This window comes from Pseudomonas sp. GW821-FHT01A09, assembly GCF_058986725.1.
In genome coordinates this window covers 81892-103067 of sequence record NZ_JBYSWB010000020.1, presented here as the reverse complement: position 1 = coordinate 103067, position 21176 = coordinate 81892, and the positions used below count along the sequence as shown (strand labels likewise).

17 protein-coding genes and 1 pseudogene are annotated in these 21176 nt (G+C 64.0%); 11 read left to right on the top strand and 7 right to left on the bottom strand.

All coding sequences use genetic code 11. The features are described 5' to 3' along the window. Positions 1–12: 12 nt before the first annotated feature. From AC3WJP_RS20920 to AC3WJP_RS20910, 3 genes are all read right to left on the bottom strand, one after another. Entirely contained in the window at positions 13–1341 is a 1329-nt protein-coding gene (locus tag AC3WJP_RS20920) for an MFS transporter (protein ID WP_493723715.1), read from the bottom strand. Positions 1342–1457: 116 nt separating this feature from the next. Next, complete coding sequence (locus AC3WJP_RS20915; RefSeq protein WP_493723714.1) at positions 1458–2798, bottom strand: amidase; 1341 nt, start codon at positions 2796–2798, stop codon at positions 1458–1460. 6 nt (positions 2799–2804) lie between these two features. Further along, the gene (locus AC3WJP_RS20910; RefSeq protein ID WP_493723713.1) at positions 2805–3482 is read right to left on the bottom strand and encodes a DUF2848 domain-containing protein; all 678 of its coding nucleotides are present in this window, start codon (positions 3480–3482) and stop codon (positions 2805–2807) included. A 314-nt stretch (positions 3483–3796) separates the two neighbouring features. On the opposite strand from AC3WJP_RS20910, the gene AC3WJP_RS20905 reads away from it, so the two are divergent. The 3 genes from AC3WJP_RS20905 (at position 3797) to AC3WJP_RS20895 (ending at position 7131) form a co-directional block, all read left to right on the top strand. Next, positions 3797–4483 carry a GntR family transcriptional regulator gene (locus AC3WJP_RS20905; RefSeq protein WP_493723712.1) on the top strand — a complete coding sequence of 229 codons (687 nt, stop codon included), beginning with the start codon at positions 3797–3799 and terminating at the stop codon, positions 4481–4483. A 93-nt stretch (positions 4484–4576) separates the two neighbouring features. Beyond that, a complete protein-coding gene (locus AC3WJP_RS20900; RefSeq protein WP_493723748.1) occupies positions 4577–5503 on the top strand; it encodes a LysR family transcriptional regulator in 927 nt (308 codons plus the stop codon). A 302-nt stretch (positions 5504–5805) separates the two neighbouring features. Then, on the top strand, positions 5806–7131 hold the full coding sequence (locus AC3WJP_RS20895) for an MFS transporter (RefSeq protein ID WP_493723711.1): 1326 nt from the start codon (positions 5806–5808) through the stop codon (positions 7129–7131). Positions 7132–7158: 27 nt separating this feature from the next. Here the strand turns inward: AC3WJP_RS20895 and AC3WJP_RS20890 are convergent, their stop codons facing one another. Further along, on the bottom strand, positions 7159–7569 hold the full coding sequence (locus AC3WJP_RS20890) for a YkgJ family cysteine cluster protein (RefSeq protein WP_493723710.1): 411 nt from the start codon (positions 7567–7569) through the stop codon (positions 7159–7161). 199 nt (positions 7570–7768) lie between these two features. Between AC3WJP_RS20890 and AC3WJP_RS20885 the strand changes: the two genes are divergently transcribed. The 4 genes from AC3WJP_RS20885 (at position 7769) to AC3WJP_RS20870 (ending at position 15019) form a co-directional block, all read left to right on the top strand. Then, positions 7769–10219, top strand: coding sequence for a glycogen/starch/alpha-glucan phosphorylase (locus AC3WJP_RS20885; RefSeq protein ID WP_493723709.1), 2451 nt, complete (start codon positions 7769–7771; stop codon positions 10217–10219). Positions 10220–10360: 141 nt separating this feature from the next. Beyond that, positions 10361–12469, top strand: a complete 2109-nt coding sequence (locus AC3WJP_RS20880) for a DUF2339 domain-containing protein (RefSeq protein ID WP_493723708.1) — start codon at positions 10361–10363, stop codon at positions 12467–12469. A 32-nt stretch (positions 12470–12501) separates the two neighbouring features. Next, a complete protein-coding gene (locus AC3WJP_RS20875) occupies positions 12502–13863 on the top strand; it encodes a DUF3999 domain-containing protein (RefSeq protein WP_493723707.1) in 1362 nt (453 codons plus the stop codon). A 142-nt stretch (positions 13864–14005) separates the two neighbouring features. Next, the gene (locus AC3WJP_RS20870; protein ID WP_493723706.1) at positions 14006–15019 is read left to right on the top strand and encodes a class 1 fructose-bisphosphatase; all 1014 of its coding nucleotides are present in this window, start codon (positions 14006–14008) and stop codon (positions 15017–15019) included. Between the two features lie 109 nt (positions 15020–15128). Here AC3WJP_RS20870 and AC3WJP_RS20865 read toward each other — a convergent pair whose 3' ends face one another. Both AC3WJP_RS20865 and AC3WJP_RS20860 read right to left on the bottom strand, forming a co-directional pair. After that, positions 15129–15893, bottom strand: coding sequence for a methyl-accepting chemotaxis protein (locus AC3WJP_RS20865; RefSeq protein ID WP_493723747.1), 765 nt, complete (start codon positions 15891–15893; stop codon positions 15129–15131). Positions 15894–15983: 90 nt separating this feature from the next. After that, positions 15984–17021 (bottom strand): annotated as a pseudogene (locus tag AC3WJP_RS20860) (HAMP domain-containing protein); the annotation flags it as partial. Positions 17022–17356: 335 nt separating this feature from the next. Here AC3WJP_RS20860 and AC3WJP_RS20855 point away from each other — a divergent pair. After that, entirely contained in the window at positions 17357–17611 is a 255-nt protein-coding gene (locus AC3WJP_RS20855) for a hypothetical protein (RefSeq protein WP_493723705.1), read from the top strand. Further along, positions 17608–18195 (top strand): lipocalin family protein, encoded by a 588-nt coding sequence (locus AC3WJP_RS20850; protein WP_493723704.1) that lies wholly within the window; start codon positions 17608–17610, stop codon positions 18193–18195. The genes AC3WJP_RS20855 and AC3WJP_RS20850 overlap by 4 nt, the downstream gene beginning before the upstream one ends. Positions 18196–18318: 123 nt before the next feature. On the opposite strand, the gene AC3WJP_RS20845 is transcribed toward AC3WJP_RS20850, so the two are convergent. Next, positions 18319–19683 (bottom strand): formimidoylglutamate deiminase, encoded by a 1365-nt coding sequence (locus AC3WJP_RS20845; protein ID WP_493723703.1) that lies wholly within the window; start codon positions 19681–19683, stop codon positions 18319–18321. A 139-nt stretch (positions 19684–19822) separates the two neighbouring features. Between AC3WJP_RS20845 and hutC the strand changes: the two genes are divergently transcribed. Both hutC and AC3WJP_RS20835 read left to right on the top strand, forming a co-directional pair. Beyond that, complete coding sequence (gene hutC, locus AC3WJP_RS20840) at positions 19823–20533, top strand: histidine utilization transcriptional repressor HutC (protein ID WP_493723746.1); 711 nt, start codon at positions 19823–19825, stop codon at positions 20531–20533. Beyond that, entirely contained in the window at positions 20530–21117 is a 588-nt protein-coding gene (locus tag AC3WJP_RS20835; protein WP_493723702.1) for a HutD/Ves family protein, read from the top strand. The genes hutC and AC3WJP_RS20835 overlap by 4 nt, the downstream gene beginning before the upstream one ends. The last annotated feature ends 59 nt before the right edge of the window (positions 21118–21176 follow it).

Genomic DNA, 21176 nt, shown 5'->3' with positions numbered 1-21176 from the left:
GGGGGCGTTTTTTTATGCCCGGGTTTTTGTACCCTCCTTGAGCAGACCGACCAGCAACAGCGCCGCGATGATTTCCAGCGCCGCGACGAAATACAGCCCCGCCGCCAGACTGCCGGTCAACGTGCGCAGCCAGCCGATCATGTACGGCGCCACGAAGCCTGCCAGGTTGCCGATGCAGTTGATCAGGGCGATCCCGCCAGCGGCGGCGGTCCCGGCCAGAAAGGCACTGGGGATCGACCAGAACACTGGGAAAGCGGCGAGGATGCCGGCCGCCGCGACGGTCAATGCCATGAGTGCCAAGGTGGCGTTGCCGAGCAGCAGCCCAGTGGCGATCAACCCCAGCCCGGCCAGCAGCGCTGCGCCGGCGCAGTGCAGGCGACGCTCGGCGGTCTGGTCCGAATGCCGGCCGTTCCAGATCATCGCCAAGGTGCCGACGATGAAGGGAATGGCCGACAACAAGCCGATGCTCATGGTGTCGCTGATGCCCAGCGACTTGATCACTGACGGCGTCCAGAACGCGATGGTGGCGTTACCGGCAACGATGCAGAAGTACACCGCCGTGCACAGCCAGATGCGCGGGTTGCGCACCAGCGCCGAGAGTTGCGTATGTTTGCCCGGCGCCGCTTCTTCACGGGCGATGGCAGCGCTGACCAGCTCGCGTTCGGCCGGGCTCAGCCACTGGGCGTTGGCGGGTTTCTCGGGCAGATAGCGCAACACCGCCAGGCCGGCCAGCACCGATGGGATGCCCTCCAGAATGAACAGCCACTGCCAGTTGGCGAGGCTGCCGACGCCGACCATGCGGCTCATGATGAAGCCCGCGATCGGGCCACCGACCACACCGGCAATCGCGAACGAGGTCATGAACAGGCCGTTGATCTTTGCCCGCTGCGCCGCAGGGAACCAGTAGGTCAGGTACAGCACTATTCCTGGAAAGAACCCGGCTTCGAACATGCCCAGCAAGAAGCGCAGCAGGTAAAACGACCAAGCGCTTTCGACATAGGCCATGGCCATGGAGGTCACGCCCCAGAGGATAGTGATGCGAGCGAGGGTCTTGCGCGCGCCGATCTTTTCCAGCAGCAAGTTGCTGGGCACTTCGAATATGAAATAGCCGACGAAGAAAATCCCGGCGCCCACCCCATACACCGCTTCGCTGAAGCCCAGGTCGCTGAGCATCGCCAGCTTGGCGAAGCCGACGTTGACCCGGTCGATCCAGGCGAGGATGAACAGGAACACCAGAAACGGCAGCAGGCGCCAGGCGATCTTGCGGTAGGTCGCGAGGGTGTCGAGCCCGGTCTGGCCGATGCCGGCCGCCGTGACGGGTAGCGCGGTAGTGTGGTTCATGAGCAACTCCAGCGTTTCAAACGTTAGGTTGATGGCAGAAGTGCCCCGTCAGGGGCTGGATGCAACAGCCGGCGGGCGGCGAGCTTTGGCTCGTCTATTGGCCCGCCTGCCGCAGGTCAGCGGCCGCCCAGCAATGCCTCGATACTGCGCGCCACTTGCAGGACGCGCGCATCCTGGCCATGCAAGCCACCGATGCTCAGTCCGACGCTCAATTCGCCCGGCGCCTGGCATGGCAGGCTCAAGGCACAACCATCAAGGAAATTCAGCACGCTGGTGTTACGCAGGACCATCGCGTTGGTCGCGAAAAAATGCCCGTCGTCCTGCTCCAGTGGCGCCAGAAGCGGCGCCACCGTGGCGACGCTGGGCATCAGCCAGGCATCGGCATCACCCAAGCGTGTTCGCGCCACGGCAATCAGGCGGCGACGATGGGCCAGCAGATCCAGATAGTCGGCCGCGCTCAGTTGCGCGCCACGGCGGATACGCTGGGCGACTCGAGGGTCGTAGCGGTTGCCGTGCTCGCCTTCGAGCCAGGCTTTATGCAGGTGCCAGGCCTCGGCTGCGGTCAGGCCGCCCGCCGCATTGATAGCGGGGAGCTCGTGCAGCTCCGCAAAGTCGAACCAGCGCAGGGTTGCACCGGCAGCGCTGAGCCGATCGAGGGCACGTTCGAAGGCGTTAGCGACCACGCTGTCGACGCCGTCCATGACGAAGTCCCGGGTCACTGCCAGGCGCACACCCGCCAGCGGCGCGGCGCGAGTGTCCAGGCGTTGGCCCGAGAGCAGTTGATCGAGCAGCACGCAGTCATCGACGTTGCGCGTCAGCGCGCCGATCGAGTCCAGGCTGCCCGCCAGGGGCAGGGCACCGGCCAGCGGCACCCGGGAGGCGCTCGGTTTGAAACCGACCAGGCCGCAGAAGGCCGCCGGAATACGCAACGAACCACCGGTGTCAGTGCCCAGTCCCGCCACGGCCATGTCCAGGGCGACACTCACCGCAGCGCCCGAGCTCGAGCCACCGGCGATCCGCTGCGGCGCCGCCGGGCTCACCGGTGTGCCGTAGTGGGGATTGAGGCCGAGCCCGGAGAAGGCGAACTCGCTCATGTTGGTACGCCCCAGCAACACCGCCCCGGCCGCGCGCAGGCGCGCCACCACGGGTGCGTCCTGACGGGCCGCGGCATTGTGGGCCAGCGCCATCGAAGCGGCCGCGGTGACCTGACCGCCGACGTCGAACAGGTCCTTGATCGAGACCGGCAACCCGGCCAGCGGCGAGGGCACGTAGCCGGCGGCGCGGGCCAGGTCGCTGGCACGGGCGGCGTTCAACGCGGCGTCGGCGTCGACACTGATATAGGCGCAGCCACCCTGACGGCGATGCTGTTCGATGCGCGCCAGCGCCTCATTGACCAGTTGTTCACTGGTGGTCTTGCCGGTGGCCAGGTCGTCGGCCAATGCGCTGATCGAGTTCATCCGGGTTTACTCCGCGACGCTCAAAGGCTCGACGTGGTATTCGTGCCGCAGGCTGCGCTGCAGCACCGGGTCGGCCAGCTCCATCTCGAAGGCTTCGCCATAGCCCAGCTCGCCCAGTACCGGCTGGGTGCCACAGAACATCGCAGTGCCGTGGGGCAGGGCACCATCGGCATTGAGCTTGCTCAGCAGGGTCGTCGGCGCCAGCAGGCTGGTCACCGGGCCTTCCTGATACAGCTCGCGCACGCCATCACGCACTCGCCAGGTGCGCATCACCAGTTGATCCCAGTGCGGCTCGACTTCGTCGAAGCGCCACGCCTGCGAGGCGATCGGCTTGTCGCACATCTGCTTGGACACTGTCACGTCATAGGCCTCGACCTTGCGATCGGTGTGATCGGAACCCAGCCCCACCAGCAACCCGGCGGGGCTGTTGATCAATACGAATTCGGTTTCGCCGGAGGAATCCTTGCCGGGCACCTGAATGCGCTTGGCTGGGTTCAGCAAGGTGGCGGCCACCCGGTAGAAGCAGGGGATCTGTGTGGGGCGGCGGACGCCGATCGCTTCCAGTTCGGCGATGTGGTGCTCGACCGCAGCGCTGTCGCGCCCGGCCCAGCCAGCGATGATCAGTTGTTCGATCTCCACCGGCATCTCGCCGTGTCCTGCTACCTGAAAGGTCATGGTGGTCATGGTTGTGCTCCTGATTCGTGGGGTTCATCGCCGAAAGAAAGATCTAATGCGACTGAAGTTGCTCTGATATATCACTGTTTCTTCACAAGCATTTTGAATGCCATAATCCCAGGGCATCCATAAAGGTCTTTTTTTTCAATGGGTTGAATTTTTTAAGTGCATCGGAACGGGGCGTCGACATTGTTACCGAGGTACTCGATGCGCTGAAACAGGGCAAAAGATGCACAGGGCCGGTGCGCATATTGCCGGGTACGAAATACTCCGGCATTTGTAGTACCGTGATATATCAGGGCCATTTAAGAAGGTGAGGGCGGGTGACTACTTTTGACATCGACGGGGCTGGCGGGCACACACAGGCGCCCCTCAAAAGCGCGGCCAGCCTGCGAGAACTGGCCTACAAGCAAATCAAGCAGCGGATCATCTCCTGCGAATTGCGCCCAGGCGAGGCGATCAACGAGACCCAGCTGATCAACCTGCTCGGCCTCGGCCGCACGCCCATTCACCAGGCGTTGCACCGGCTGGAAGTCGACGGCATGGTGACGATTTTGCCGCGCAAGGGAGTGATGGTGACGCCGGTGTCCCTTAATGACGTGCTGGATATGATCGAAGTGCGTGTCTGCAACGAACAGCTGTGCGTCAAGCTGGCCCTGGAGCGTGCACAGGAGAGCGACTTCAAGGCGATGCGCGCCATTCTCGACCGCACCCCGGCGCTGCTGGCACAGCGCGACGTGCCCGGGTTGATGGAGCTCGATCTGCAGTTCCACGTGGCGATATCGGCTGCGGCGCGTAACCGGGTGCTGGCCGAGCTGCTGCGCAACCTGCACGAAAAGCAGGCTCGCTTCTGGTTCCTGACGCTGTCGGAGCCCCACCACAGTGAACGTATCTACCACGAGCACAGCCTTATCCTCGACGCCATGGAGGCTCGCGACAGCGCCGCAGCCGTTGCCGCGATACACGACCATATCGACGACTTCCGCCGGGCGATCATGCGTACCCTCTGAGCGCCTCGGCTCAAGCCGCGCTGGCACAGCAATTGCGGCGCGCCAAGGCCATTACCCGATGGCTCGTGGCGCCGCGACCCTGGAGAACACCCTCTGAACACTCGATTTCTCGAAGCCTTCTGCTGGGCCGCCCGACTCGGCAGCTTCCGGGCGGCAGCCGACAAGCTCAGCATCACCCAGGCGGCGGTGTCCAACCGCATCGCTACGCTGGAGCAGGATTTCAACACCCGCCTGTTCGACCGTGATGTGCGCGAGACCCGCCTGACGTTCGAGGGCCGGCGGCTGCTCAGCTATGCCGAGCGCATGCTCGAGCTGAACCGCGAAATGCACCGCTTCAACAAGGCCACGGCAGATATCGCCGGGGTCGTGCGCATCGGCGTGGTCGAGACGGTAGTGCACACCTGGCTGACCGACTTCCTCAAGCGCATTCAGTCCACCTATCCGGCCATCGAGTTGCAGCTCACCTCCGAATCCACCGTGCAGCTGCACGAACGCCTGGCTCAGCGCGCGCTGGATATCGCCATCCAGACTGATCCAGTGATCAGCGACGGCGTGCGCAACATTGCCAGCGGTGCCATTGCCATGGGCTGGGTCGGGCGTGCCGAGGAGTGGGCGAGCGTAGCGGCTCCCATCGGTTTCGAGCAGTTGGTGCAGCGCCCGATCATTACCATGAATCGCGGCTCGCAGCCTCACTCGGCGTTGCTGGAGCTCTGCGAGAGTCATGACGTGTCGACGCCGCGGATTCATTTCGTCAGTTCGATCTCGGCGATCGTCAAACTGGTCGAGGCGGATTTCGGTCTGGCGGTCATGCCCCTGGCGGCGGCCAGCGGGCAGATAGAGGGCGGATCGTTGCGCATCATCCATTCGGACGTGCGCCTGCGCCCGCAACGCATGGTGGTCAGCTATTGCGCGGATCTCACCACCGAGGCCATTCAACTGGTGGCCAAGATCGCCTGCGAGGAAGCCGCCCGTTTCGCCGTAAACCTGGCCCCTGAATACGGACATCAGCCCGACGATTGAGGGTAGGGCAAGAGAATCTTATCGGGGTCAATCGGTTTAAGTCGTTTGTCTCGGGCCCGGCGGCGCTCCTATGCTCGACCCCGATGTCATCGCGCCGTGCCTCGACTGGCGGCTCGAACGATGTACCTGATAACAGCGGGCTACGGACCCACTGACCTTGATTCAGCGATTCGCGATAGCGGCAGCGCCCGCCTCGACGATCTCCTGGATAGTCGACTTTTCAGACTTCTTGCCCAGACCCGCAGACGTACGGCTGCACCGCCGGCGTGCCTGCGCTTTCAGATACCCCAGGGGCCCGAGACATGAACTCTCCCAGTGTTGTGCATCAGCAGCTTCAAGACCACGCGCCCGATGGCCGCAAACCGGTCAAATCCGGGCGGCTGGCCACCGCCAGCATGATCGGCACCACGTTGGAGTGGTACGACTTCACCGTTTACAACATGCTCGCGGCGCTGATTTTCGGGCAGGTGTTTTTCCCTGCGGTCGATCCGCTGCTCGGTACGGTGCTGGCGTTTTCGACTTATGCCGTGGGGTACTTTTCGCGGCCCATCGGCGGCTTTATCTTCGGGCACATGGGCGACAAGCTGGGGCGTCGGCATGTGCTGATGGTCACCCTGGTATTGATGGGCCTGACCACCGGACTTATCGGCTTTCTGCCGACCTACGCCACCTGGGGCATTGCCAGCCCGATGTTGCTGGTGGCGCTGCGCTTCGTGCAGGGGATTGCCCTGGGCGGCGAGTGGGCCGGCGCGGTATTGATCGCGGTCGAGCACGGCGCGCCGGACAAGCGCGGGCGTAATGCCTCCTGGACCCAGGTCGGGCCAGCCTGCGGCACGCTGCTGGCGACCGCGGCGATTTCGCTGATCACTTATGTGCTGTCACCCGAGAGCTTTCTCGCCTGGGGCTGGCGCGTGCCCTTCATCGCCAGCATGGTGCTGGTGATGTTCGGCCTGTGGATTCGCCGCGGCGTCGAAGAGACACCGATGTTCGAGGCGTTGGAAAAAAGCCATTCGAAGGCCAAGACGCCATTGCTCGAAGTGCTGCGCGATCACTGGCGGCGCGTGTTGATCGCCGGCGGCGTGCGCATTGGCTCCGATGTGCTCTACGGGCTGGTGGTGGTGTTCTCGCTGACGTACGTGACCACGGTGCTGCATCTGTCGCGCAGCATGGCGTTGACTGCGCTGATGGTTGGCACGGTATGCAACGCGCTGGCGGTACCGATGTTCGGCGCGCTGTCGGATCGCATCGGCCGGCGTCCGGTGTATGCCGTGGGGGCGATTCTCGGGCTGGGTTGGGCGTGGGCGTTCTTCGCGCTGCTGGATACCACCCAGACGAGCGCGATATTCCTCGCCATTGTGGTCGGGCTGATCATTCACGCGATCATGTACGGTCCGCAGGCCGCCTTTGTGATCGAGCAGTTCCCGACCCGAGTGCGCTATGCCGGCTCGTCGCTGGCCTACACCCTGTCGGGCATCGTCGGGGGTGGCTTTGCGCCGCTGATCTTCGCCGCGTTGTACAAGGGCTATGCCAGCACTGCGGCGATTTCCATCTATGTGATGGTGGCCCTGGCTGCCACCGGCCTGGCGCTGTACGCGGCGCGGGAAACCGGCAAGTCACCGCTGCAGTAAGGCGTCAGGCGGCGTAACGTTCAGCGTTCAGCGGCGAACCACGGCCGGCTTGGGGATATAAGCGCAGTACCCAGGCCGCGGACCGATCTTGGGGTGGTTGCGGCAGGTGTCCGGGCGCTGCTCGTAGACCGTGCAAAAGCGCGTCTTCTTGTCCAGGAACAAGCAATCGTTGTTGCTCATGCGCTGCAACGTGAAAATCCCCGACTTTTGATTGAAGCGTTCCACCACCCCGTCCTTCTGCAGGCGCTTGGCGATGTTCTTCGGTGGGTCGCCGAGCTCGAACTCGTCCACCAGGCCCAGGCGCACCAGGTCCTTGACCTTCACTTCCACCGGCAGCGTGCAGCAGCTCGAGATGCAGCCCCCGCACATATGGCTGGAGTACTTCTGCCAGGTTTCCAGGCGGTCGAGTTCGGCCGCGGCGATCAGGGTCGGTTTCATCAGGGGTTCTTCAAGGTCGGTAACGGGGCTATCGGGCGCGCGATGATACGCCCGCTGGTGAAAAAGTGAACAACGGCGAGCAGAATATTTTCACCTTTAATCTGAAAAAAGAGCCGAACCCGCACTCCCGTGTTCTGTCGAACCGTCTAGTCTCAGGAATCGTCACGTTTGAAACCTTCCAATTGCCGAGGACGTATCAATGTCTCAGGAACCGCTTGCACGAGAGGTCGAGGTAGCCGAATTTCGGGCTGCTGTACTCGCTAAACTCACATACGCGGTGGGCAAGGATCCCGATCACGCGTTCGACCACGACTGGTTCGAAGCCATCGCCCTGGCCGCTCGGGACCACATGGTCGATCACTGGATGGACCACACCCGGCAGATCTACCGCAGCAATCAGAAGCGGGTCTATTACCTCTCCCTCGAATTCCTCATCGGTCGCCTGCTGTTCGACAGCCTCAGCAACCTGGGCATCCTCGACATCGCGCGCGAGGCGCTGACCGAGCTTGGCGTCGACCTGGAGCGCATCCGCCGCCTGGAGCCGGATGCCGCGCTGGGCAACGGTGGCCTCGGGCGCCTGGCGGCCTGCTTCATGGAAAGCATGTCGACCCTCGGGGTCGCCGCTCACGGTTACGGTATTCGATACGAGCACGGCTTGTTCCGTCAGGCCATCGTCGACGGCTGGCAACAAGAGCAGACCGAGAACTGGCTGGATTTCGGCAACCCCTGGGAATTCGAACGTCCTGAAGTCATCTACCCCATCAGCTTCGGTGGCCATGTCGAGACCGTGCCGGACGCCGCCGGGCAATCCAGGCAGGTGTGGTGGCCGGGCGAGACCGTGCGCGCGGTTGCCTATGACACCCCCGTGGTCGGCTGGAAGGGCGCCAGCGTCAACACCTTGCGCCTGTGGCGTGCGCGGGCCATGGAAGAGCTGCACCTGGAGCGCTTCAACGCCGGTGACCACCTGGGCGCGGTAGCCGAAGTGGCGCGGGCCGAGAGTATTTCCCGCGTGCTCTATCCGGCAGACAGCACCGAGGCCGGGCAGGAACTGCGCCTGCGTCAGGAATACTTCTTCGTTTCGGCGTCGCTGCAGGACTTGCTGCGCCGCCACCTGAACATGCATGACACGTTGCTCAACCTGGCCGATTCCGCCGCCATCCAGCTCAACGATACCCACCCCTCGATCGCTGTGGCCGAGCTGATGCGCCTGCTGGTGGATCAGCACAACGTGCCGTGGGACGCCGCCTGGCGGATCACCGTCGGTACCTTGGCCTACACCAACCACACGTTGCTGCCCGAGGCGCTGGAAACCTGGCCAGTGGGCTTGATGGAGCGCTTGCTGCCACGGCACATGCAGATCATCTACCTGATCAACGCCTACCATATCGACGACCTGCGGGCCAAAGGCATCGTCGACTTCGATGTGCTGCGCGAGGTCTCGCTGATCCAGGAAGACAACGGCCGACGCGTGCGCATGGGTAACCTGGCGTTCCTCGGTTCGCACAGCATCAATGGCGTCTCCGGGCTGCACACCGAGCTGATGAAGAGCACGGTGTTCTCCGAGTTGCACAAGCTGTATCCCGACCGCATCAACAACAAGACCAACGGCATCACCTTCCGCCGCTGGCTGTATCAGTCCAACCCGCAACTGACGGCGATGCTCACCGAAGCCCTCGGCCCGCAGATTCTCGACACCGCCGAGACTGGCCTGACCGCGCTGGAACCCTTCGCCGAGAAGCCGGAATTTCGCAAGGCCTTCGCCGAACAGCGACTGGTCAGCAAGAAAAAACTCGCGCGCATCATTCATGAGCGCCTGGGCATCGCGGTCAATCCGGAGGCGTTGTTCGACGTTCAGGTCAAGCGTATCCACGAGTACAAGCGCCAGTTGCTCAATCTGCTGCACACGGTGGCGCTGTATCAGGCCATCCGCGCCGAGCCGGGCACCAACTGGGTGCCGCGGGTGAAGATCTTCTCCGGCAAGGCGGCGGCCAGTTATCACCAGGCCAAGTTGATCATCAAGCTCACCAACGACATCGCCCGTACGGTCAACAACGACCCGACCGTGCGAGGCTTGCTCAAGGTGGTGTTCCTGCCCAACTATAACGTGACCCTGGCCGAGAGCATCATTCCGGCGGCGGATCTGTCCGAGCAGATTTCCACGGCCGGCTACGAGGCGTCGGGCACCAGCAACATGAAGTTCGGCCTCAACGGTGCCTTGACCATCGGCACCATGGACGGCGCCAACGTCGAGATGTGCGAGTACGTGGGGGCCGAGCACATGTTCATTTTCGGCCTGACCTCACAGCAGGTCGAAGAGCACAAGCAGCATGGCGACTTCAGCGCGCATTCAGTGGTCAGTGGTTCGCGCCGACTGGACGACGTGTTGCAGGCGATCCGCGGCGGGGTGTTCTCGCCGGATGACCCGCAGCGTTATGTGGGGCTGGTGGACTCGTTGGTCAACTACGACCGCTTCCTGCTGTGCGCCGACTTCGATTCCTACTGGGACGCGCAGAAGAAGGTCGAAGACCTGTGGCACAACCCGACCCAGTGGTGGCGCTCGGCGGTGCTCAATACCGCGCGCATGGGCTGGTTCTCGTCGGACCGCACGATCCGCGAATACGCTACCGAGATCTGGAAAGCGTTGAAGTGAACTGAGTGAGGAGATGTCTGCCAAGGCCCCGCATTTGCGGGGCCTTGTCTGTATACTGCGCGGCGATTTGTGCATGCCGGATCATGTGGCGAGGGGGCAGTGGCTGTCGGAAGGGTCAATCAGGCTATCTAGGGATTGTGTATGCAGTTGATCTTGCTGTTCATCGGGCTGCTGTTCGGGCCGCCGCTGGCAGCGTTCGGTCTGCAATGGGTGCTGTTCAAGGATGTCGAACTGGCCACCGCGTTCAGTGCCTTGGGCCTGGGCGCTTTGTACCTTGGGCTGGGCTGGATCCTGCGCCGGCGCGACGGTGCCACGTTGCGGTTGCTGATCGACACTTGCCTGGCCATCGGCGTGATCTTCGCCAGCCTGGCCATCCCCCTGGCGGTGGATCACACCTGGACATCCGCCGCCTGGGCCGTGGAAGGCGGCGGCCTGTTATGGCTCGGGCTGCGTCAGCAACGCCTGTTGATGCGCTGCTTCGCGATGCTGTTGCAACTGGGCGCGGCCATCGCCTATCTGCCGACTCTGGATTTCGGGGCGCTCAGTCTGTTCCATGGCTCGGTGCCGGGCTCGTTACTGCTGGGCTGTGCGTTGCTGTTCAATTTCTATCGCCTGCACCGGGCGGCTTACAGCGAGGTCCGCGCGTGGGAGCGCTATGTCCTGCCGCTCTGGGCCTGCATGGGGCTGGGCTTTATCTATCTGATCTGGCCGTTGAGCTTCGACTACCAAGGCACCGCCGCCGGGTGGGCGTTTAGCGGTCTGCTGTCGGTGGTGGCGGCGCTGCAGCTGGCACAGCCGCGCGGTCCGTCGCGGGCTGCAACCCTGTGGGAGCGGGCTCTGCCCGCGAACGGGCCAGCAGCATCGGTGCCCGCCGCGCCGCGCCCGATCCTTTACGCCACCGCTTGCGTGCTGCTGTGCGGCTGCCTGATCCAGCTGTTTGCCGGCGCCTTGCTGTTGCTGTTCGGGCAGGGCCTGTGGGGCGATGTGATCAACGATGGCGCGGCGCCGTTCGCCCAGGGCGATTTCTGGGTGGCGATGTGTTTGGCGCTGGCGGCGATGCTGGCGGCCTGGACTGTCCATCGTCAGGCCCTCGCGCGTCGCGTCGGCTGGCGCCGGGTGCGACACGCTCTGTTGGTCTGGGGTGCGTTGTGGTGGTGGCTGGGGTTCAGCAGCGAGATCCTGCGCAGTGCGCCGTTGTGGTTGCAGAGCGCACTGGCGCTGTTGGTTCTGGCGCTCAGCGTGGCCCTGGGCGCGGTACTGGCGCCGCGCTTGCGCTGGCCGGCGTTGGCGCATGTGTGTCTGGTGTTGATGCCGGTAGCGGCCCTTTACCTGGTCGTTGACGGGGTGTCGTCGTCGGGGGCAAGCCCCCTCGCTACAGGGATGTTGGGGCTGGTGGTCTGGGTGTTGGTATTCACGGCGCATTTTTTCAGCCTGCGGCGCTTGCAGCCCTTGCTGCGAGGTTGGGCCGAGCGGGGCGCCCATGTCCTCGGCTGCTGGGTGCTGATACTGGTGGTGGCGCTGGATCTGCGCGAGTGGCTGCTGGCCCTGGCCGATGAGCATAACGCCTGGCGCTGGCTGGGCTGGGCACTGGCGCCGAGCCTGTATCTGCTGGCGACGTCGGCCCGGCGCCCGTGGTCATGGCCGGTGTCGGCGCTGCCGCGTACCTATCGTTGGCTGGCGGCCTGGCCAGTAGCGGCGGTGCTGCTGGGATGGTTCTGGCTGGCCAATCTGTTCAGCGATGGCGCGGCGGGGCCGTTGCCTTACGTGCCGATCATCAATCCGCTGGAGTTGGTCCTGCTGTTGGCACTGCTGGCGCTGCTGCGCTGGAGCCGCGAGGGCGAGGCGCGGCAACGCTTGTCGCCGCGCTGGCAAGGGTTGCTGGGTGCCTCGGCCTTCGCCTTCGCCACCGCCGCTGTCATGCGTGCCGTGCACCATTGGGGCGGGGTGCCCTATGACGTGTCGGCGCTGCTGGAGTCGATGCGCGCGCAGGCGGCGCTGTCGATCCTGTGGACGGTGATCGCGTTGGGACTCATGGTCCATGGCTCGCATCGGCAGCGGCGCGGCATCTGGCTGGTCGGTGCCGCCTTGATCGCCGTGGTGGTGGTCAAGCTGTTTGTCGTGGAGCTGGACAACCAGGGCGGGCTGGCTCGAATCATATCGTTCATAGGCGTAGGGGCTCTGCTGTTGGTGATCGGCTATTTCGCGCCACCAGTCACGCGGGAGAGTGCACACGAGGGGCTGGAAAATTGAGGGCAGGCATGGGCTGGAAAGGGTCAGGGCTGATGGGTCTGCTGATGGCGATCTGCATAAGCCTGCACGCCGTTGCAGGGGTGGCGCAGGACAGCCCCAAGACCGCCGATTTCAGCGTTCAGGTGCCGCTCGGCCTCAGTGGCGAGGGGCCTTGGTACCGGCTCGAGCTGCCCTTGGCCCTGCAGCTCAGCTCGCGCCGTGCGGATACCGAGGACCTGCGCATTTTCGATGCCGCCGGCGAGCCCCAGGCGTTCGCGTTGTTCCGCGAGCAGCCGACGGCGCAATCGCGCTCCCAGGAAAACACCGTGCACTGGTTTGCGCTCTATGACGGCACGGAGGCGGTCGGCAGCGCGCCAAGCGTCAAGGTCCAGGTCAATCCCTCGGGCACCGTGGTCGACGTGGTTCCACGCTCGACCCCAGGCACGCAGGCGGATGCCGGCAAGCGGGTGCTGCGCGGCTGGTTGATCGACACCAGCGCTATCGACCGGCCACTTACACGCCTTGTCCTGGACTGGGCCGATGAGCGCGATGGATTCCAGCGTTTCAGCATCGAGGCCAGCGACGATCTGCAGCATTGGCAACCCTGGGGCGAGGGGCAGGTGGCGCGGTTGTCCTTTGCCAACGAGCGTGTCGAGCAGCACGAAGTCACCTTGCCCGGGCGCCGGGCGCGCTATCTGCGCCTGCTGTGGCAGAGCCCGGTCACGGCGCCGATGCTCAGCATGGCGCAGGTGCTCAGCAGCGAAGTCCGTGCGCTGGCGCCCGCCCTCAATTGGAGCGCTCCGATCCCGGGCACCGCCACGGGGCAGGCGGGCGAGTATGTGTGGCGGCTGCCGGCGCAACTGGCGGTGGAGCGCCTGAAGCTGGATCTGGTCCGGCCCAACACCCTGGCGCCGGTGGTGGTCTCGGGCCGCAGCGGCCCGACCGAGCCATGGCGGCGTTTGCGGGCGGGGTTGTTCTATCGCCTCAGCCAGGGCGCCCAGGAGAGTGTCGAAGACGAAATGCCGATGGCCGGCGAGCCGCTGCGTGAGGTGCAGATCAAGGTCGATGAGCGCGGCGGCGGCCTGGGCAACGGCGCCCCGGCATTGCGGGTGGCGGTGCGTGCCACCGAAGTGGTGTTTCTTGCCCGGGGCAAGGCGCCCTTCACCTTGGCAATCGGCGATGGCCAGGTGCAACCGGCCAGTCTGCCGCTCGATATCCTGATGGCAGCCAATCCTCGGCCGTTAAGTGAGTTGGGCGTGGCGCGGCTGGCGGGTACGCCGATGATCGCCGGTGGCAACGACGTGGCGCCGGCCGCCGTGACCAACTGGAAGCGCATCGCCCTGATCGCGGTGTTGCTGTTGGGCATCGCGGTGTTGGCGGCAATGGCCCGCAGCTTGCTTAAAAGATCCTCGTAGGCCGTGCTACGACCGCTGTGGCCGGTGAACCTTGCATAGCGCCACCTGTCTCATTGCCGTATCCCCTGTCGACGGCTCGCGTGCGTTTGGCGCACCAGTGTAAACTGCGCGAGTTTTTCATCCCTACCCACCGGAGCCTTCCATGTCCCGCGTTACTCTAAGTCGCTATTTGATTGAGCAGACCCGCAGCAACAATACCCCTGCCGATCTGCGCTTCCTGATCGAAGTGGTGGCGCGTGCTTGCAAGGAAATCAGCCATGCCGTGTCCAAGGGCGCGCTGGGTGGTGTTCTGGGCAGCATGGGCACTGAAAACGTTCAGGGCGAAGTGCAGAAGAAGCTGGACGTGATGTCCAACGACATCCTGCTCGAAGCCAACGAATGGGGTGGTCACTTGGCCGGCATGGCCTCCGAAGAAATGGACAACGCCTACCAGATCCCGGGCAAGTACCCGAAAGGCGCGTACCTGCTGGTATTCGACCCGTTGGACGGCTCGTCGAACATCGACATCAACGCCCCCGTCGGCACCATCTTCTCGGTGCTGCGTTGCCCTAACGAATACCTCAGCCAGAACGAAGCCCTGAACGAAAAGGCCTTCCTGCAGCCGGGCACCGAGCAGGTCGCCGCCGGTTACGCCATCTACGGCCCGCAGACCATGCTGGTGCTGACCCTGGGCAACGGCGTCAAGGGCTTCACCCTGGATCGCGAGATGGGCAGCTTCGCCCTCACCCACGAAGACATCACCATTCCCGAGTCCACCCAGGAATTCGCCATCAACGCCTCGAACCAGCGCCACTGGGAAGCGCCGGTACAGCGTTACGTCGACGAGCTGCTGGCCGGCGAAGAAGGCCCGCTGAAAAAGAACTACAACATGCGTTGGGTCGCGGCGATGGTTGCCGACGTGCACCGTATCCTGACCCGTGGCGGCCTGTTCATGTACCCACGCGACAGCCGCGAGCCGTCCAAGCCGGGCAAGCTGCGGTTGATGTACGAGGCCAACCCGATGTCGTTCCTGGTCGAGCAGGCTGGCGGCGCATCCACCGACGGCCACCAGCGCATTCTCGATATCCAGCCCGAAGGCCTGCACCAGCGGGTGGCGGTGTATCTGGGCTCCAAGGAAGAAGTCGAGCGTGTGACGGCCTATCACAAGGCCGGCTAAGCAACACCTGTAGCGAGGGGGTTTGCCCCCGAAAAACTTCCCAGGCGACACACTTTTACCTGGCTGATAGTTTTTCGGGGGCAAGCCCCCTCGCTACATTGGCAATGCGTCAGATCCTGAAGCTACCTACCAGATGCTTCAACCGCGTGACCTGGCTCTCCAGGTCATTGCACGCCCGCAGCGTCGACTGCAGGTTTTCCACGCCTTCCTGGTTGAGGGTATTGATCTCGGTAATGTCGACGTTGATCGCCTCCACCACCGCGGTCTGCTCCTCGGTCGCCGTGGCCACCGACTGATTCATCCCGTCAATTTCGCCAATGCGTTGCGTCACGCTGCCCAGCCGTTCGCCGGCCTGGTTGGCGATGGTCATGCTCTGCTCGCTTTGGGCCTGGCTCTCGTTCATGGTGCCCACCGCTTCGCGCGCGCCCACTTGCAGTTCTTCGATGATCTTCTGCACCTGCTGCGCCGAATCCTGGGTGCGGTGCGCCAGGTTGCGCACCTCATCGGCCACCACCGCAAAGCCGCGTCCGGCCTCACCGGCACGGGCGGCCTCGATCGCCGCATTGAGCGCCAGCAGGTTGGTCTGCTGGGAGATGCCGCTGATCACCTCGAGAATCTGGCCGATGTTGACGGTGCTGGCGTTGAGCGTCTCGATATTGGCGCACGACGCGCTGATGCGATTGGACAACTGGCCCATCACGGCGATGGTCTTGTCCACCACCTGTTGCCCTTCGGCGGCCAGGTTGCTGGCGTCACTGGAGTGCTGAGAGGCCAGCGCGGCGTTCTGGGCGATCTCCTGGGCGGCGGCACCCAGTTCGTTGATCGCCGCGGCCACGCTGTTGGTGCGGTTGGCCTGCTGGTCGGAGTTGACCATCGAGGCGTTGGACGCGCTCACCACCCGCAGCGCCACCTCGCCGACCTGCACGGTGGCCGACGACACTTCGCGGATCGATTCGTGGATACGCTCGACGAAGCGGTTGAACGAGATCCCCAGGGTGCCGAATTCGTCATGCGCATGGATGGTCAGGCGCTTGGTCAGGTCGCCCTGGCCTTCGGCGATGTCGTGCATGGCGCGGCCCATCACATGCAGCGGCTCCATCAGCACGCGGATCAGCAGGCCCAGCAGGGCGATGATGATCACCATGGCGATCACCGTTGCCACCACCGCCGAGGTGCGGAAGTCGCTCAGCATCGCGTAGGCGGCGTCGCGGTCCAGCACCATTGCCACGTACCAGTTGGCCGAAGGGATGCCCTTGACCGGGGTAAAGGAGATGAACTGGGTCTTGCCGTCGGCCTGCACTTCCTTGAGCCCGGCGCTGATCACCGGCGCGCCGCCCGGGTAGGCCTCGCTCAGGAATTTGAGTATCAGCTTGGCGTCCGGATGGATGAGGATCTTGCCATCGCTGCTGACGATGAACGCATGGCCGTGGCCACCGAAGTTCAGCGAGTTGATGATGTCGCTGATGCTGGTCAGGTCGATGTCCGCGCCGGCGACGCCGAGAAAGGCGCCCGCATGCTGCACCGGCGAGGCGATGGTGACCACCAGCTTGCCCGACGAAGCGGCGATGTAGGGCTCGGTAACCACGGTCTGCTGGGCGGCGCTGGCGGCCTTGTACCAGCCACGGGCGCGCGGGTCATAGTCGGCCGAGCGATTGCCTGCCGGTACCGAAAACATCACGCCATCCTGGCCGCCGAAATAGCTCAGCTGAAAGTTGCTGGCATAGACCGGCAGGCCGACGATGCGCTTGAGGCTGTCGGCACTGTTGCCATCGACCGCCACCTGCTGGCCCATGGACTGCAGCAACTGGATCCGGCTGTCGAGCCAGGTCTGGATGTTGCGAGTGGTCAAGGTCCCGATCTCCTGCATCGACGACTCGGTGCTGGCGTGCAGGGTCTGGCGCTGGCGGTAATCGTTGAACAGGATGAAGCCGGCGAACGCCAGCGCAACGATCAACGCCGCAGCGATGAGGATTTTGTGGCTGAATTTCAGGGTTCTGGTCATAGGGTGCAATCGCAAGGGATTCGTTCGGAAGTGTCTCTTTGGCGGACACCGTGCACGGGATGTCGGCCGTACGCGGCAAAAGATTAATGCGCGGGGTATTCGGCGGATCAACGGTGTGGCGACTGATCGCTTTCGCGGGCAAGCCCTGCTCCCACAATGGTAAGTCGTACACCGGTGGGAGCAGGGCTTGCCCGCGAAGAGGCCGGCCCAGTTGGCGATAATGCAGTCGGATTCACACAAAGAAAGCTGGGCCGTGCCGGAACCCGGTCATGTTTTTCTCTTCTAAGCTGCAGTTTGATCGCTCGGCGATCGTCCCTGTCCAGGAGCAATACCCCATGTCCTTGCGTTCCCTCGCGCTGTTGTCGTTGTGCGTGTTGTTGACGGCCTGCAACAAGATCAATCAGGAGAATTACTCGAAGATTCACGCCGGGATGGACAAGGCCGAGGTCGAACAGCTGCTCGGCACGGCCACCGATTGCTCGGGCGCGTTGGGGATGTCCAGCTGCACCTGGGGCAACAAGGAGGCGTTCATCAGCGTTCAGTATGCGGGTGACAAGGTAGTGATCTATTCGGGGCAGGGCTTGAAATGAAACGTCTGACAATCAAGTGCTCCGCAGTCATAGTCGCGCTGATCGCCATGGTCATGGCCGGGTGTGCCACCCATGACGCCAATGCTGACCTGCAACCTCACACCGTGGGCAATGTCGACCTCAAGCGTTATCAAGGCACCTGGTACGAGATCGCGCGGTTGCCGATGTACTTCCAGCGCAACTGCGCGCAGTCCGAGGCGCATTACAGCCTCAAGGCCGATGGCAACGTCGGTGTGCTGAACCGCTGCCGCACCGCGCAGGGCGAATGGCAAGAAGCGACCGGTACCGCGTCGCCGCAAGTGGCCGGCAAGACCGACAAGTTGTGGGTGGTGTTCGACAACTGGTTTTCGAAGTTGCTGCCGGGCGTCGCCAAGGGCGATTACTGGGTGCTATACGTGGGCGATGGCTACAAGACTGCAGTGGTCGGCAATCCGGATCGCAAATACCTGTGGCTGCTGTCGCGCACGCCGACGGTGTCCGAGCGGGTGCGCGAAGAGCTGCTGGCCAAGGCGCAGCAGCAGGGGTATGACACGACGCGGCTGATCTGGCGTACGGCGGATCAGGATATCGGCAAGAAGCCGTGATCGACGCCGGCTTGAATCTATCCTTGTGGTGAGGGGGCTTGCTCCCGAGAGGCCGGCACTGGCTTACCGAGGGGTGTCAGTGCCGGTTTTTCGGGGGCGATCTCCCTCGCTACAAAGGACTCTTCAGTCCAGCAACTCGCGCAGCACCTTGACGAACGCCTGGCTGCTCTCGGCCTCGTCGGCATGGCGACCGTCCTGCACCACCCAGCGGCCGTTGACCATCACATCCCGAACCTGACGATCGCCGCCGGCGAACAGCCAGCGGTTGAGCACGCCGTCGCCGCTGGCGGTGGCCAGGTAGGGATCGTCGCCATCCAGCACCAGCCAGTCGGCACGTTGCCCCGGTGCCAGTGCGCCGACCGCCTGGCCCATGGCCTGGGCGCCGCCCTTGAGTGCGGCGTCGTACAGGGTACGGCCGACCATCGGCTGCTCTGCCCCATACAACCGGTTGCGCCGTTGATCCCGCAGGCGCTGCCCGTACTCCAGCCAACGCAGCTCCTCGACCACGCTCAAGGACACGTGGCTGTCCGAGCCGATGCCCATGCGCCCGCCCTGGGCCAGATAGTCCACGGCAGGGAAGATGCCGTCGCCCAGGTTGGCCTCGGTGGTCAGGCATAGCCCCGCGACAGCGCCGCTACGGGCCATCAGGCTGACTTCGCCGGCATCGGCATGGGTAGCGTGCACCAGGCACCAGCGCGGGTCGACGGCGACGTTTTCGTACAGCCACTGCAACGGCCGCCGACCGCTCCAGGCCAGGCAGTCGTCGACTTCCTTCTGTTGCTCGGCAATGTGAATGTGCACCGGGCAGTGCTTGTCGCTGGCCGCCAGCACCTGCTCGATCTGCTGCGGCGTTACCGCACGCAGCGAGTGGAAGCACAAACCGAGGGTCTGCGCCGGCTGCCGGGCGAGCAAAGGCGCCAGGCGCTGTTGCAGCTGCAGATACTGCTCGGTGCTGTTGATGAAGCGCCGTTGGCCGTCGTTGGGCGCCTGGCCGCCGAAGCCGGAATGGCTGTACAGCACCGGCAGCAGGGTCAGGCCGATCCCGGCGGCGCTGGCGGCCTGGCTGATGCGTACGGCCAGCTCGGCCGGATCGGCATAGGGGCGGCCGTTCTGGTCGTGATGGACGTAGTGGAATTCGGCGACGCTGGTGTAGCCGGCCTTGAGCATCTCGATATAGAGCTGCCGCGCGATCACCCCCAACTGTTCGGGGCTGATCTGGCCAACCAGGCGATACATCAGATCGCGCCAGGTCCAGAAGCTGTCGTTGGGGTTGCCGGCGACTTCCGCCAGCCCCGCCATGGCGCGCTGGAAGGCATGCGAGTGCAGGTTGGGCATGCCCGCCAGCACTGGCCCCCGCAGGCGCTGGGCACCGGCATCGCTGGCGCCGGCCTGCACCGCGCTCAACAGGCCTTGGGCGTCCACCTCAAGGCGGACATCGGTCGCCCAGCCGTCAGGCAAAAGGGCACGTTCGGCGAAGTAAACCGGCATGGTGGGGCGCTCATCGGGGTATTTGTCTATACATATACAGACCTTTGCCTGCTCGGTAAACTCCGGCAAGCTACGCACATTCACTGAGCAGGGATTTCTTGTGCCGACTCCACCCGCCGTTCCCAACCTGGCCTCGCAAATGGGCGACAGTCCCGCGCCGTTGTACGCGCGGGTCAAACACATGATCACCCAGCAGATCGAGAATGGCACCTGGCCGCCGCATCACCGCGTGCCATCGGAGAGCGAGCTGGTCACCCAGTTGGGTTTCAGCCGCATGACTATCAACCGCGCCCTGCGCGAGATGACCGCCGATGGCCTGCTGGTGCGCATGCAGGGTGTGGGCACCTTCGTCGCCGAGCCGAAAAGCCAGTCGGCGCTGTTCGAGGTGCACAACATCGCCGACGAAATCGCCGCGCGCGGCCATCGTCACAGCTGCAAGGTGGTGCTGCTCAAGGAGGAGGCGGCCGGTGCCGAGCGCGCCCTGGCGCTGGACTTGCGCGAGGGCCAGCGGGTATTTCACTCGATCATCGTGCATTACGAAAACGACATCGCCGTGCAGATCGAAGACCGTTACGTCAATGCCCTGGTCGCTCCGCACTATCTGCAGCAGGACTTCCTCGTGCAGACGCCCTATGCCTACCTCAATGCCGTAGCGCCCTTGACCGAAGGCGAGCATGTGGTGGAGGCGATTCTCGCCGAACCGCAGGAATGCGAGTTGCTGAAGATTCCAGCGGGCGAGCCGTGCCTGATGATCCGTCGGCGCACCTGGTCAGGGCGCCAGGCCGTTACCGCAGCGCGTCTGATCCACCCCGGCTCGCGTCATCGTCTGGAGGGGCGTTTCAGCAAATGAGCGAATTGAAGATCCTGCGCGCGGCGGGCTATCCGCGCATGCCATGGAAGAACGGCGGTGGCAGCACCGAGGAAATCACCCGCGACGATGCGGGCGCGGGTGCCGCGCTGGACGGTTTCGGCTGGCGGGTGTCGATCGCCGATATCAGCGCTTCGGGGGATTTTTCTCGCTTCGCCGGCTACCAGCGCATCATCACCGTGCTACAGGGCGACGGCATGGTCCTGCGGGTCGATGGCAAGGACAGCCGGCCGTTGCTGCCTTTCGATGCCTTCGCGTTCAGTGGTGACAGCGAAGTGGCCAGCGAGCTGCTGGGCGGCGTCATCCGCGATTTCAACCTGATCTACTCGCCGCAGCGTTTTCGTGCGCGGTTGCAGTGGTTTGACGGCATCCTGCCGATGACGCTGTTCACCTCGGCGGATACCGCGTTGGTGTTCAGTGCCTGTGACGATCTGCAAGTGCGCATCGCCGGCCATGGTGCGCAGACGCTGGGGATCTATGACAGCTTGCAGGTGAGTACTCAGGGCAAGCTGGTCAAGGTGGGGCTGGCAGGGCGCTGCTGTGTGATCGAGTTGAGCGCTGCTTGAATTCTGCCTGCTGAATTTGCATCGGCAATGACGGCCTCTTCGCGGGCAAGCCCTGCTCC